Raw genomic sequence first — 12,301 nt, forward strand, 5'->3', positions numbered from 1 at the left:
AACCCCTGATCGGCGAAAGCGTTGCGGCTGGTACTGGGAAACCGGCCCGCGATCCCAGGAACGTCCAATGAGTTCGCGGGTTTGTCGAATGTAAAGCCGGGATGGGAGGGCCCTTTGTGTCAGGCACTCAACGCCCTGACGACTGTAGGCCCCACCATCCCCGGAAGCCCCGGATTGAAACGGAGGCCCCCGGAGCGGAACCTCCCCATAACAGCTTCAGGGGGGCGAGGCCGTGCACGGGAAGCCATCGCACCCCTGCACATACAGCGCCCGGCCCGAGAGCCTCCGGGCAGGCGCGCGCGTGCCGGCGGGCACGGCTTCACGGGCGCCGGTGCGGACGTTGAAGCGCAGGGCGGCAGGCCCCTGTGCGTCCGGGGAGGCGGGCGCGCCACAGGCCAGCAGGACCTGATCCGCTCCGTCCAACCACCAGAGAAACTCCACGGTGCAGGGGGCTTCGGCTCGCACCGGCTCCAGGGTGCGGGCGTCGTAGACGAGGACGCCTCCGCCCCACTCCACCGCCGCCAGCACGCCCCCGGGGCCGACGGACAGCCGCCCTCCGGGACCCGGCACCTGCGCCTGGCCCAGCACCTTGCCGTCCGGTGCCACGGAGACGAGCTGCCCGGTGTCGTCCAGCGCGAGGACCCCGCCCGCGTGGCCGATCAGCCACTCCGGCGGAGCGATGTCGCCCACCGGCTGGAGCGCGCCGTCACGCTCACGCAGCAGGCGGCCTCCGGTGGCGACCCACAGGTGGCGCTCGCCGTCGAAGGCGAGCGCGGTGGCGCCGGGGACCTCCAGCCGCGCGTGCGAGCCGTCCTCGCCACAGACCGCGACGACGCGGGGTCCGAACACCGCCGCGCGCGACGCATCCGGCGCCACGGCCCAGCCCAGCCGCGTGGCCCCCTGGAGCTGCCGCGCCAGACAGTCATTGAGCGCGCCCAGGTGCGCGTCTCCCGCGGGTGAGGCGATGAGGTACGGCAGGCTGGTGGTGGAGACGTAGAGGAGCATGCCCAGGCTCGCGGCGATGACGAGCGTGAGGGTCCAGGCGCGTGCGCTCGCGCTTCGCGTCTGTCGCGCGCTCTTGCGGCCCGCCGCCAGCTGCACTTCCCGTCCGCTCACACGCGCTCCTTTCCGGACCGGGAGGACAGCACAGAACGGGAGCGAAGACTGCCCATGCGATGCGGAAGCCCGCTTCCTGGACATCCCGTGGCGTCCCGCCTGGGTCCCCCGGTGTCTCCGGGAGCCCGTGCGCGCAAGCCCTGCCCCGCGCGCTCTGTCCCATGAACGACCTGCGAGCTGCCGTCCTGCCATGTGCTGGCTTCTTTCAACGGGTTGCCCTGTCGGCTGAAGCACACACCTTTACGCCACCAACGACGGGAAAGGATTCCTCACATGCGACGCTCCATCGGCACCGCGGCACTGGCCTTCAGCTTCCTGCTCTCCACCAGCGCGTTCGCTCAGCAGGTAGGCGACGGGTCGAGCCCCGGGACGACGCCCGGCTCCACGAGTGGATCTCCGGGGGTCATCAACAACGGGCAGACGGGCACCGCCGGCTCCACCGGGACGTTCACGCCCGGCTCCACCAACTCCACCGGCGTGCAGACGGGCAACACCGCCACCGGCACGGGCGGATCAGGCTCCGGCACGACCACGACTCCGGGCACGACCGGCACCGGCACCACCGGCGGCAGCACTTCCGGCACGGGCGGCACCGGGACCAGCGGCATCGGCACGGGCTCGCCCACGAACACCGGCTCCAGCTCGGACACCTTCGGCACCGGTAGCACCGCGCCCTCCACGGGCACCACGGGCACCAGCTCCGGCACCTACGGTGGCTCCGGCAGCAACATCGGTGGCTCCGGCACCAGCACCGGCAGCAGCATTGGTGGCTCCGGGAGCACCGGCACCACCGGCGGTAGCAGCACCGGCAGCACCGGCACCATCGGTGGCTCCGGCAGCGGCACCACCGGCGCCACCTCGCCCGGCACCGAGAGCAACGGCTCGACGGTCATCGACCCGGGCGGCTCCACTACGGGCGGCACCGGCACCAGCGGCGCGACCGGCACGGGTGGCGTCGGCGGCAGCGGCACCAGCGGCTCCGGCGGCACCATCGGCGGCGTGGGCGGCACCGGCACCAGCGGCTCCGGCGGCACCGTCGGCGGCCAGTAGCCTTGCGGTGGGATGTTCTTGAATGACGGTACGGCCGCCAGCCCTTCGCTGGCGGCCGCCGCCATGTCTGGCTTTACTTCGACGCGTCCAGGCACGCCATGGCGCGGCCCACGTACTCCATGAGCTTGGGGTCGCGGCCCTGACGCTGGGCCACCTGCGGCTCCTGCTGGTGCAGCGTCTGGAGGGACTTCTCGATGCCGGGGTTGCCGCCCGTGAAGGCGCGGACCAGCTCGCGCCAGCGCGTGGCCAGGGCGCGCACCGGCTCGGACGCGGGGTCGGCGCCCTGCTCCATCTGCTCGCGCATGCTCGCGATGAGGCGGGGCCACTCGGCCTCCACCTGCTTGATGGCGTCGTCACCCATCGCCTGGCGACGGGCCTCCAGTTCCTTCAACTGCTCCGGGGTGTAGTACTTCTCGAACATGGTCATGGCCTCGATGGTCTGTAGGAAGTCGTCGGCGGAGACGGGCTCCGCCGCGCGCAGCTGTCGTGCGAGGGAATCCAGGCGGTCGCAGAGCTGACGCTGTTCCGCCAGCTGCTCCCGGGCCCGCTGGAGCCGCAGCTCCACCACGCGCAGGGCGGAGAAGTCCGCCCGGCCCAGCGTCTCGGCGATCTCCTCCAGCGAGAACCCGAGCTGCTTGAGCGACAGGATGTGACTCAGGCGGGCGATGTCCGCCGCCGTGTAGAGCCGGTGCCCCGACGCCGTGTGCGCCGAGGGCTTGAGCAAGCCAATCTCGTCGTAGTGGTGCAGCGCGCGGATGGACAGCCCCGTGCGCCGGGCCAGCTCCCCTACCTTCAGCTCCGTGTGCTGCATGCCTCACCCCTTTCCAGTCACCGTCCTTCGCGTGACTGGATGAGATGGGTACAACCTCACGTCGCGTGAGGTTCAAGGGGGAAACACACGGACGCCATAAGGGGTGGCCAGCGGCCGACAGGAATTGCTAGCTTCTGCCTCAGGTCCGGCGATGACCGCCTGACCTCGAACCCTTGAGGAGACCTGTCCTGATGACTCCGCCCCTTGTCGTCGTCGCGGCCCTGTCCGCCACGCGGGCGCTCATCCGCTGAGCCGGTCGCAGCACCGTCGTCCGTCGCAGCGCGAGCCCCGCTTCCTTCACGCCCGGCGCCCCGGAGTCCTCCTCCGTGCGGCCCTGGCCTCGCTCTGCCCGGAGTTCCCCAAGTGTCACTTGAAATCCTCGGCTGGGGTCCCGACCTCGACCTCGCGCTGTCCTCATTCGTTTCGCAGTCGTCTTCCTCTGTCTCCCTCGTCCCCGGGCGCGTCGTGCGCCAGCAGCGGGGACTGCTCACCGTCCAGACCGCCGGCCCGGCCTTCCTCGCGCGTGCCGCGGGACGCCTCCTCCATCAGGCCCAGGGCGTGGAGGCCCTGCCCACCGTGGGCGACTGGGTCCTCCTGCAACCGCCCGCTTCCGGTGACGGCGAGGCGCTGATGCACGCGGTGCTGCCCCGCCGCAGCCTCCTGAAGCGGCGCGAGGCGGGCAGCGAACACGACAGCCAGCTCATCGCCGCCAACGTGGACGTGGTGTTCCTCGTCACGGGGCTGGACGGCAACTTCAACCCGCGCCGCATCGAGCGCGCCCTCACCGTGGCCTGGAACAGCGGCGCCACGCCCGTCGTGCTCCTGAGCAAGGCGGACCTCGCGGACGACGCCGCCGAGCGCGTCCGGGAGGTGGAGGCGCTGGCCCCCGGCGTGGACGTGCTCGCGGTGAGCGCGCACACGGGCCTGGGTGTGGAGGACGTGCGCGCACGGCTTCCCGCCGGAAGGACGGGCGTGCTGCTGGGCTCGTCCGGCGTGGGCAAGTCCACGCTCACCAACCGGCTGCTGGACGCCGCGCGGCTCGTCACCCAGCCCGTGAGCGCGGAGGGCGACAGGGGCCGGCACACCACCACGCACCGGGAGCTGTTCGTGCTGGAGCACGGCGGCCTCGTCATCGACGGGCCCGGCATGCGCGAGCTGGGCCTGTGGGGCGACGATGACGAGGGGCTGGCCCACGCCTTCGCGGACGTCCTCGCGCTGGCCACCGGCTGCCGCTTCAACGACTGCGGCCACCAGAACGAGCCGGGGTGCGCGGTGAGGCAGGCGGTGGAGGACGGCACGCTCTCCGAGGCACGGCGCGCGAGCTTCGAGAAGCTCCAGCGCGAGCAGGCCTTCCAGCACCGCCAGACGGACGCCGCCGCGCAGCGGGCGCACAAGCGGCTGGAGCGCAACCGGTCCAACGAGGGCTGGGCGCGGATCCGCTCGAAGCGGCACAGCGAATAGACAGACACCCCGGGCGCGGCGTGGAGTCCTTCCGCGCCGCGTCCGGGCGTGCTTCAGAGGCCGGGGCTCGTCTCCGGCACCGCGCCGGGCGGCGGCAGCGGCGGCGGGGTCGGCGTTTCAGGCACCGGGACCTCGCCCTCCTCCGGCGTGGTCGCGCCGTCCGGAGCGCGGGCGGGCGTCTCCTCGCGGAAGTCCGGGGCCTGCCGCGGAGGGACGTTCTGGTACTCCGAAGCGCAGGCGTAGGCCACGGTGCGAGACCCCACCAGGACCGTGGGCAGCAGCAGGCCAATCGCGGCGCAGTTGCCCTGCTCCTCGTCGGTCCGGTTGCCGCCGGCACACACCGCTGACCCGATGAACGCGCCCGCCACCGCGAGGCCCGCCTGGATGAGGAAGTCGCTGGGGGTCGCGCGGCTCTGTGCCCACGCGACGCCGTTCTTGCACTCGCTGCCAGGAGGGCTGGACACGGGCACCAGGCCCGCCACCGTGAACCACTGCCGGTCCTGGTGGACCTTGGGCTCCGGCCGCAGGTTCGTGACGATGCTCGTCCGATAGCAGCCCGTCTGCCCCAGCATCAGCGCCGCCATCGACGCCGCCACCGCATGTGCCTTCCGCATCAGTGCCCCCAATCCCGGTGAGTGACCGCTCGCACCCGCGTTCAGGCCCCTGTGCCTAGCCTGAACGCGGGGGTCACCGGAAGAGGGGTCGGTGCCTCAGTAGATGACGTAGGCGGCCGTACCGCTGCAACTCGTGTCGCGGAAGCAGCCGACGCGGATTTGATACTGCTCCGCCGGGGACACCACGTTCATGTGGTAGGTGACGCGCGAAAGCGAGCCGCAGGTGCCGAAGGCATCGTCGTTCTCCGCCACCGGCATGCCCGAGGAGTCGTGCACCCGCAGGAGGGTGTCACCCACGCCGTTGGCGCACTCCACGGCGCAGGTGCCCACGTCGAGGACCTGGCCAGGGGTCAGCGTCACGTTCAGGTTGGCGGTCCTGCGCGTGCCGCTGTCGGTGTTGGTGAGGTTGAAGGGCAACGTGCCCCGCGTGAGGTTCGCGTTCAGGGTGACATTCACCTCCACCGTGGCGCTGCAGCTATCGGTGTAGTCGCAGCCGGCGCGGAGGGTGTAGGCGCCAGCGGTCTGCACCCGGAGCTTGAAGCCGCACCCGTCGAAGCTGGAGGCGACCTCGTTGCCCTGGACGTCGACGAGGCGCAGCTTGGGGTAGCCCGTGGCGGGGAAGTCCGGCAGACCGCAGGCGTTCGCCTGGATGACGTCGCCCACGCCGAGCGTGTACGCCCGGTCCACCGTGTTCTGCGTGGCGTCGTAGGTGTCGCTCGTCGTGTAGCCGAACGCGTTGGCCGGACGCACCGGGGCCGGCGGCATCCCGGTGCACAGCCGCGCGCTGCCGTTCTGGAGCTCGGTGCACACGCCCTTGAGGGCCGGGTAGACGTACGTGCTCTCCGAGCCGGTGCAGCCCGTCTCGGGGCACACGTTCACCACGTTGCAGCTGCCGTTGGCGACGTAGTCCACCCCGTACCCGCGCACGAGGATGCCCGCGAGGGTGTGCTGGTCCAGCTCGTACACCGCCCCGCCCGACGAGCCGGGGAAGGTGTCCGAGTTGGACACGAAGTAGTCCAGCGTGCCCGAGCGGGCGTCACGCACCGAGCCGCCGGAGTCGAGCTTGATGGGGCTGCCGCTGCTGCCGCCCACGACGGCCACGTTCCGCGCGGCGCCCAGCGCGGTGTTGCCCGTGCGGACGGGCGCCGGGGTGAAGCGCGGCGTGGCCGCCCGGTCCAGGCGCACGATGGCGTAGTCCAGGTTCTGCCCGTTCGACATGCCGTGCTGCCGCGCCACGATGGAGTCGCAGGTGAAGACGTCCTGTGACGTGATGGGGTGCAGCACGCCCGCCGCGGTCCGGTAGAAGTTGAAGACGAAGTACGTGTCGGCGCACTCCGCGGCGTTGCCCACGCAGTGGCCCGCGGTGAGCACCAGGTCATCGTCGATGAGCGTGCCGGAGCAGAAGGCCGCCCGGGGGTCATTCCAGAAGCGCTCGGTGGAGCAGAGGTTGAGGCCGGTGCCCAGGTTCGGGCCGGGGAAGGTGACGTTGTCGGGGTCCGTCAGGTCGATGAACCCGGGATGCACCAGGCCCACCGCGGCCTGCTGTGCCCTCGCGCGCAGCGTGGCATCCGGGTGGGCATGGACGTCCAGCCGGTTGTCCGTGCCGTAGACCACCTCGCGCTTCTGCTCCGCGAGGGATTCCTCTGACGGGCCGCAGCCCGCCGCGAGCGCAAGAGCGCCCATCACCAGAAACCCAGACTTGAAATGCTTCATGGAAGGGATGCCTTTGTTTGGGGGAAACAAGCAGCCCTACCGTGCCAGATCAGCCAAACGCTACTACCCCAGAAATCCCGCGTTCCTCAAGATAATCAACGGCGGCGCTTCGCCGGGGCGGGCAGGTTTTCGAAAGTCGTCTCCACCATGCCTCGCAGGCTGGCTTCGTCCATGCCCGCCTTGCCCACGGCCTCCAGTCCCCGCATGACCGCGAGCAGCATGGCGCCCAGCTTCCGGGGATCCGCCTGGGCCGCGAGGTCCCCATGCGCCCGCGCCTGTTCCAGACAGTGCACGAACGCGGCCTCCAGCCCCTGGAAGGTCTCCAGCGCCCGGTCCGCCACGTGCGCGTCCTGCGCCGCCAGCTCCGCGGTGCCGCGCCCCAGCAGACACCCGCGCCGGTTCGAGGGCGCCGCGGAAGCGGTGGCCACCCCCAGCAGGTACTGGCGCAGCCGCTCCAGCGCGCCAGCGTCCGGGCCCTCCAGCGTCTTCCTCACCGACTCCACGGAGCTCACGCAGTACGCGTCGAACACCTTCAGGAAGAGCTGATGCTTGTCGCCAAAGGCCCCGTAGAGGCTGCCCTTGCCCAGCCCCGTGGCCTGCATCAGGTCATCCATGGACGTGGCCGCGTAGCCCTTGTTCCAGAACTGGTCGCGCACCGCGCGCAGCACCTGCGCCTCATCGAATGTCCGTGGCCGAGCCATGCCCCGAAATTAAAAGTTATTGACCGCCCGGTCCACCATTCTTAGATATGGACCACAAAGTCCATAACTCCTCCGCTGGCACGGGGAGCAGGTGGGCTGGCGCTTCACGGGGCCACGGGTGTCCCGGAACAAGGAGCAGGACCATGGGCAGGCTTGACGGGAAGGTGTCGGTCGTCACGGGTGGAACCACGGGCATTGGCTTCGCGACCGCGAAGCGCTTCGTGCAGGAAGGGGCGAAGGTGTTCCTCACCGGCCGCCGGCAGGCGGAGGTGGACCGGGCGGTGAAGGAGATTGGCCACGGCGTGGTGGGCGTGCGCGGGGACGTGTCCGTGATGGCGGACCTGGACGCGCTCTACGCGCGGGTGAAGCAGGAGGCGGGGCACCTCGACGTGGTGTTCGCCAACGCGGGCGGGGGCGAGTTCGCGGCGCTGGGCGCCATCACGGAGGCGCACTTCGACCAGACGTTCAACATCAACGTGAAGGGCACGCTGTTCACGGTGCAGAAGGCGCTGCCGCTCTTGAAGGACGGCGGCTCCGTCATCCTGACGGGCTCCACGGCGGGCTCGGACGGCTCGGCGGCCTTCAGCGTCTACGCGGCGACGAAGGCGGCCATCCGCTCGTTCGCGCGCACCTGGGCGACGGACCTGAAGGGGCGGAGCATCCGGGTGAACACGCTCAGCCCGGGCCCCATCGACACGCCGGGACTCAGCGGGCTGGTGTCCGACGCGGCGGGGGTGAAGCAGATCAAGGAGTACCTCACCAGCCGCATCCCGCTGGGCCGCATGGGACAGCCGGACGAGGTGGCGAAGGCGGCGCTGTTCCTCGCGTCGGACGACAGCAGCTTCGTCAACGGCGCGGAGCTCTTCGTGGACGGCGGCGCCGGACAGGTCTGAGCGCGACAGGCGGGCGCTTCAGTCCTCCTTGCCGTCCGGGTTCGACGCGGCCAGCTTGCGCAGCCGGGCGGCGAAGGGGCTCTCGCCGTTCACCGGCGGCGGGCCGCCGGCCATGCGCTGGCGGCGGTCCATGGCGAGGGGACCCTCGGGGGGGCCTTCCAGGGCTTCCTTCTCGAAGCGGTCCTGGCCGCCCAGCACCCGCCCCACGGGACGGGACGAGCGGACGCGACGGTTGGGATCCACGGACATGGCGTTGACCTCCGGATGACGCCTCCGTTCTACCGCGCTTCGTCCCCCGGTGCATCCCACCCCCGGGGGTCCTCCAGCGCGCCGCCGATGTGCCGCAGCACCCGCGCCGCCAGGTCCACGTCGATGAGGCGCGAGTCCCAGGTGCAGGTCAGCGTCATGGCCTTGCCGGGCACCAGCGCGCCGTCTTCCACCACGGGCACGTCCCGCACGAGCCCGGGCGCCAGCAAGAGCGGCACGCGCGTGTAGGGCACCATCGCGACGAAGCCCCGCTCCAGCCCCAGCGAGCCCAGGTTCGTCACCGCCACGGAGCCGAACGGGTCGAACGGCATGCCCACCGGGCGCAGGTCCACGTTCAGGCCGTACCAGACGAAGGACAGCAGCCGCAGCGCGGGGCCCATCAACCAGCCGGGCAGGAGCGACGAGCGGCGCTTGCCCCGTTCAATCTCCACGTCCTCGCGCGCGCGGACCCGCGACACGCGTGACTCCATGGCGTCCGCCAGGGCCTCCAGCGACTTCTGGTCCGCGCGGTGCACGGTGGCGGTGGTGAGGTCCACGCGCGACGCGCCGCTCGCCGGCTGCACCACCAGCACGCAGACGCCCACGTCCTCGCGCAGCCACGGACGCTGGCCGCGCAGCATGACGTTGGCCTCCGGGTAGCGGCGCAGCGCGTCCGCCGCGGCCTTCGCCACCAGGTGCGTCACCGTCAGCCGGCGGCCGGTGCGCGTTCGGTGCGTGGCCATGAACGCGAGCGCCGCTTCCATGCGCACGTCCAGCGACGCGTAGGCGGTGGGGTCGCGGGGCGCGCGCCACGTCCCCAGCGCGAGCTTGCGCAGGGCACTGGCGGGGGGCGCGGGGTGGAGGTCCAGGTTCACGGAAGGATTCCCAAGCCTTTGCACGGCGGGAGCGCCGCGCGCAATGGGGGACGGGCTTTGTTAGACAAGGGCCCCAGCGCCCCTTCCCTCCTCCCGCGCTTCGAGGCCCTTTCACATGAGCACCCTCGCCCTGGTCCTGTCCCTGGCCCTGCAGGCCGCGCCGCCCGCGAAGCCCCTCCCCAAGCCCGCCGCGAAGGCCGAGCAGAAGAAGGCTCCCGCGGAGGACGTCGCCGCCGCCACCCAGGCGTGGCAGGCCGAGCGGCTGCAACGCCTGACGTCGCCGGAGGGCTGGCTGACGTTGGTGGGGCTCACGTGGCTGAAGGAAGGCGAGCAGAAGGCCGGCTCCGCGCCCGGCAGCGCGGTGCCGCTGCCCGCGCCGGTGCCTGCCCAGGCGGGCACGTTCACGCGTCAGGGCGACACCGTGCGCTTCCAGCCCGCGGCGGGCGTGGCCTTCACGCTGGAGGGCAAGCCCTTCACGGGGGGCGTGCTGAAGACAGACGAGAAGGGCGCGCCGGACGTGCTGCGGCTGGGGAGCGTGAACTTCCAGGTCATCCGCCGTGGGGACCGGCTGGGCGTGCGGGTGAAGGATTCGGAGGCGGCGGCGCGCAAGCAGTTCCACGGCATCCCGCTGTATCCGGCCAGCGCGGACTGGAAGGTGGAGGCCCGGCTGGTGCCGGACGAGAAGCCGCGCATGCTCAGCGTGCCCACGGTGCTGGGCATCTCCGAGGAGATGAAGTCCGCGGGCACGCTCGTCTTCACGGTGGCGGGCAAGGAGCACCGCCTGATGCCCGTGGCGGAGGAGGGCTCGGACGAGCTGTTCATCATCTTCGGCGACGAGACGAACCGCGACACCACCTACGGCGCGGGCCGCTTCCTCGAAGCGCCGCTGCCGGACAAGGACGGGCGCGTCGTGCTGGACTTCAACCGCGCCTACAACCCGCCATGCGCCTTCACCCGCTTCGCCACCTGCCCGCTGCCCCCGCGCGGCAACCGCCTGGCCCTGCGCGTGGAAGCCGGAGAGAAGCGCGCGGGCGACCACTGACCCCTGGCCGCGCATCAACACCCGCCAGCCACCTCCAGCGCCGCCGTGACATCGACCTTCGCATTCGAGCTCGCGGTCCTCACCGCCTCCGCCATTGCCTCCAACGCGTCCTTGATGGACCGGCTGGTGCTCAAGGGCGGAAACGCGCTGCAGCTGATCCACCAACTGGGGGCTCGCGCCTCCATGGACCTGGATTACTCGATGGAGGGGGACGTCGAGGACGCGGACGCGCTGGGGCGTGAGCTGGAGGCCGCGCTGTCGTCGCGATTCTCCGCTGCCGGGTATGCACTCATCGACTTCCGCTTCGGGCCCAAGCCCTCGACCTCCGGCCCTGGGGTGAACTGGGGTGGCTACCACGCGGAGTTCAAGGTCCTGGCGCTCGCGGCCATGAAGCGGCTGGAGGAGGAGCTGCGTCGGCGTGAGGCCAGGAAGGGAGCGGTTCCCAACGCGGAGCAGGTTCAGGAGCTGCATCGACGAAGCGCGCCGAAGCGGACCATCGACATCAGCAAGTTCGAGTTCTGCCAGGGCAAGGCAGAGGCCACGCTCGTCGATGGCCAGCGCTGTTTCGTGTACACGCCCGCGATGATCGCCGCCGAGAAGCTCCGGGCCCTCTGCCAGCAGATGGACGAGTACGAGCAGCGAAAGAACCCCGCCAGCCGCGCCCGGGACTTCTATGACCTGCACGCCTGCATCCGCTACGCGCGCGTGGACCTGACCGCGCACCGCGCGCTCATGGAGGGCATCTTCGCGTCCAAGGAGGTGCCCCTGGGGCTCCTGCGGCTGCTTCCGGAGGAGCGCCACCGGGAGTTCCATCGTCGGAGCTGGTCCGCCGTGGAGGCGGCGGTCACGGGCGAAGCCCTGGAGCCCTTCGACTTCTATTTCGATTTCGTCTGCGCGGAGGTCGCCCGGCTACAGGCCGCGGGGATGGTGTAGCCGCCAGCCCGCGTCGTACACGAGCCCCTTGAGCCCGTAGGCCAGATAGAAGTCGTGGTGCAGTCCCAGTGCCTTCAAGGGGGCCAGCGCCTCTTCGCTGAAGCCCGCGCGCTCCATGTAGAACCCCAGGGCCTGGTGATAAGGATAGACGTAGTTCAGCTGGCCGAGCGTCTGGAGCAGCTTCGCCACGTCCACCTTCTCCTGCTCGCGCGCACGACGAAAGGCGCCCAGGACCTCCTCGACACCTCCCGCGTAGTTGGGACGAACCGTCAGGTCGATCAACGTCCGCTCGACGTTCGTGGCGGGCAGGAACTCTCCTTCTGGCGTCGGGACGTCCTCCACTCCCAACGCCCCCGTGTTCTTTCCGCTGAGCAGGACCGCCCGGTAGATGTCGAAGTGGAAGACGTAGGTCGATGCGCGCTGCTGCCCCTTGAAGGCGCGGTCGATGGCCTCCTGGGTGAGCCCTCCCCTGGGAGGGGGCTTCGGGCTCTGCTCCTTGTTGACGTAGATGACCTTGGCGAACTGGTCGGTGAGTCCGTGCAGCCGCGCCGCGGTCGCGTGCGAGAGATAGGCGGACGGACGCAGCGTCAGCGCCACGGCCTGTGGAGACGCCTGCTCCCACACGTAGCGCGTCACCACCTCACCGGTATCCGCGGACAGGCGCACCACGGAGAGCTGCTTCGAGTCCTGCAGGAACTGGATGAAGCCGGTCAGCCCCACGGAGGCAGGGAGCTGCCAGGCTTCGCGGTGCCGCTTGAGCATCGCCGTCAACGCGGGGCGCGAATAGACCCGGCCAGGCTCATCCTGGAAGGCCCGGGCGATCAGCCCGGCGGCTAGCTGGAGTCT

The 12,301-nt window shown here is 70.8% G+C and carries 13 protein-coding genes; 5 read left to right on the forward strand and 8 right to left on the reverse strand.

Going from position 1 to position 12,301, the window contains the following annotated elements:
* Positions 1 to 216: 216 nt before the first annotated feature.
* Positions 217 to 1,116, reverse strand: a complete 900-nt coding sequence (locus NR792_RS23435; RefSeq protein ID WP_375754900.1) for a hypothetical protein — start codon at positions 1,114 to 1,116, stop codon at positions 217 to 219.
* Positions 1,117 to 1,389: 273 nt separating this feature from the next.
* Between NR792_RS23435 and NR792_RS23440 the strand changes: the two genes are divergently transcribed.
* Positions 1,390 to 2,166 carry a hypothetical protein gene (locus NR792_RS23440; protein ID WP_375754901.1) on the forward strand — a complete coding sequence of 259 codons (777 nt, stop codon included), beginning with the start codon at positions 1,390 to 1,392 and terminating at the stop codon, positions 2,164 to 2,166.
* A gap of 73 nt (positions 2,167 to 2,239) precedes the next feature.
* On the opposite strand, the gene NR792_RS23445 is transcribed toward NR792_RS23440, so the two are convergent.
* Entirely contained in the window at positions 2,240 to 2,977 is a 738-nt protein-coding gene (locus NR792_RS23445) for a MerR family transcriptional regulator (protein WP_375754902.1), read from the reverse strand.
* 363 nt (positions 2,978 to 3,340) lie between these two features.
* Here NR792_RS23445 and rsgA point away from each other — a divergent pair, with 363 nt between their 5' ends.
* Positions 3,341 to 4,438: a ribosome small subunit-dependent GTPase A gene (gene rsgA, locus NR792_RS23450; protein WP_375754903.1), complete on the forward strand. Its 1,098-nt coding sequence runs from the start codon at positions 3,341 to 3,343 to the stop codon at positions 4,436 to 4,438.
* 53 nt (positions 4,439 to 4,491) lie between these two features.
* Here rsgA and NR792_RS23455 read toward each other — a convergent pair whose 3' ends face one another.
* The 3 genes from NR792_RS23455 to NR792_RS23465 form a co-directional block, all read right to left on the reverse strand.
* Positions 4,492 to 5,052 carry a hypothetical protein gene (locus NR792_RS23455; protein WP_375754904.1) on the reverse strand — a complete coding sequence of 187 codons (561 nt, stop codon included), beginning with the start codon at positions 5,050 to 5,052 and terminating at the stop codon, positions 4,492 to 4,494.
* Between the two features lie 96 nt (positions 5,053 to 5,148).
* Positions 5,149 to 6,765, reverse strand: coding sequence for a trypsin-like serine peptidase (locus tag NR792_RS23460; RefSeq protein ID WP_375754905.1), 1,617 nt, complete (start codon positions 6,763 to 6,765; stop codon positions 5,149 to 5,151).
* 95 nt (positions 6,766 to 6,860) lie between these two features.
* Positions 6,861 to 7,466 (reverse strand): TetR/AcrR family transcriptional regulator, encoded by a 606-nt coding sequence (locus tag NR792_RS23465; protein WP_375754906.1) that lies wholly within the window; start codon positions 7,464 to 7,466, stop codon positions 6,861 to 6,863.
* A 143-nt stretch (positions 7,467 to 7,609) separates the two neighbouring features.
* Between NR792_RS23465 and NR792_RS23470 the strand changes: the two genes are divergently transcribed.
* Positions 7,610 to 8,359 (forward strand): SDR family oxidoreductase, encoded by a 750-nt coding sequence (locus tag NR792_RS23470; protein ID WP_375754907.1) that lies wholly within the window; start codon positions 7,610 to 7,612, stop codon positions 8,357 to 8,359.
* 18 nt (positions 8,360 to 8,377) lie between these two features.
* Here NR792_RS23470 and NR792_RS23475 read toward each other — a convergent pair whose 3' ends face one another.
* The gene (locus NR792_RS23475) at positions 8,378 to 8,608 is read right to left on the reverse strand and encodes a hypothetical protein (RefSeq protein WP_375754908.1); all 231 of its coding nucleotides are present in this window, start codon (positions 8,606 to 8,608) and stop codon (positions 8,378 to 8,380) included.
* Positions 8,609 to 8,637: 29 nt separating this feature from the next.
* On the reverse strand, positions 8,638 to 9,480 hold the full coding sequence (locus tag NR792_RS23480; RefSeq protein WP_375754909.1) for a 2-oxo acid dehydrogenase subunit E2: 843 nt from the start codon (positions 9,478 to 9,480) through the stop codon (positions 8,638 to 8,640).
* Between the two features lie 115 nt (positions 9,481 to 9,595).
* Between NR792_RS23480 and NR792_RS23485 the strand changes: the two genes are divergently transcribed.
* Together NR792_RS23485 and NR792_RS23490 are read left to right on the forward strand one after the other, a co-directional pair.
* Positions 9,596 to 10,522 carry a DUF1684 domain-containing protein gene (locus NR792_RS23485; protein ID WP_375754910.1) on the forward strand — a complete coding sequence of 309 codons (927 nt, stop codon included), beginning with the start codon at positions 9,596 to 9,598 and terminating at the stop codon, positions 10,520 to 10,522.
* Positions 10,523 to 10,567: 45 nt separating this feature from the next.
* Complete coding sequence (locus NR792_RS23490) at positions 10,568 to 11,455, forward strand: nucleotidyl transferase AbiEii/AbiGii toxin family protein (protein ID WP_375754911.1); 888 nt, start codon at positions 10,568 to 10,570, stop codon at positions 11,453 to 11,455.
* On the opposite strand, the gene NR792_RS23495 is transcribed toward NR792_RS23490, so the two are convergent.
* Complete coding sequence (locus tag NR792_RS23495; RefSeq protein WP_375754912.1) at positions 11,432 to 12,217, reverse strand: hypothetical protein; 786 nt, start codon at positions 12,215 to 12,217, stop codon at positions 11,432 to 11,434. The two genes, NR792_RS23490 and NR792_RS23495, sit on opposite strands and share 24 nt — an antisense overlap.
* Positions 12,218 to 12,301: the final 84 nt, after the last annotated feature.

Origin of the sequence: Corallococcus exercitus, assembly GCF_042231735.1 — a bacterium.
Classification (GTDB): Bacteria; Myxococcota; Myxococcia; order Myxococcales; family Myxococcaceae; genus Corallococcus; species Corallococcus exercitus_B.

Coding starts and splice junctions, on each gene's coding strand:
- NR792_RS23440 (WP_375754901.1), top strand. CDS start 1,390: ATGCGACGCTCCATCGGCACCGCGGCACTGGCCTTCAGCTTCCTGCTC.
- NR792_RS23445 (WP_375754902.1), bottom strand. CDS start 2,977: ATGCAGCACACGGAGCTGAAGGTAGGGGAGCTGGCCCGGCGCACGGGG.
- NR792_RS23455 (WP_375754904.1), bottom strand. CDS start 5,052: ATGCGGAAGGCACATGCGGTGGCGGCGTCGATGGCGGCGCTGATGCTG.
- NR792_RS23460 (WP_375754905.1), bottom strand. CDS start 6,765: ATGAAGCATTTCAAGTCTGGGTTTCTGGTGATGGGCGCTCTTGCGCTC.
- NR792_RS23465 (WP_375754906.1), bottom strand. CDS start 7,466: ATGGCTCGGCCACGGACATTCGATGAGGCGCAGGTGCTGCGCGCGGTG.
- NR792_RS23470 (WP_375754907.1), top strand. CDS start 7,610: ATGGGCAGGCTTGACGGGAAGGTGTCGGTCGTCACGGGTGGAACCACG.
- NR792_RS23475 (WP_375754908.1), bottom strand. CDS start 8,608: ATGTCCGTGGATCCCAACCGTCGCGTCCGCTCGTCCCGTCCCGTGGGG.
- NR792_RS23485 (WP_375754910.1), top strand. CDS start 9,596: ATGAGCACCCTCGCCCTGGTCCTGTCCCTGGCCCTGCAGGCCGCGCCG.
- NR792_RS23495 (WP_375754912.1), bottom strand. CDS start 12,217: ATGCTCAAGCGGCACCGCGAAGCCTGGCAGCTCCCTGCCTCCGTGGGG.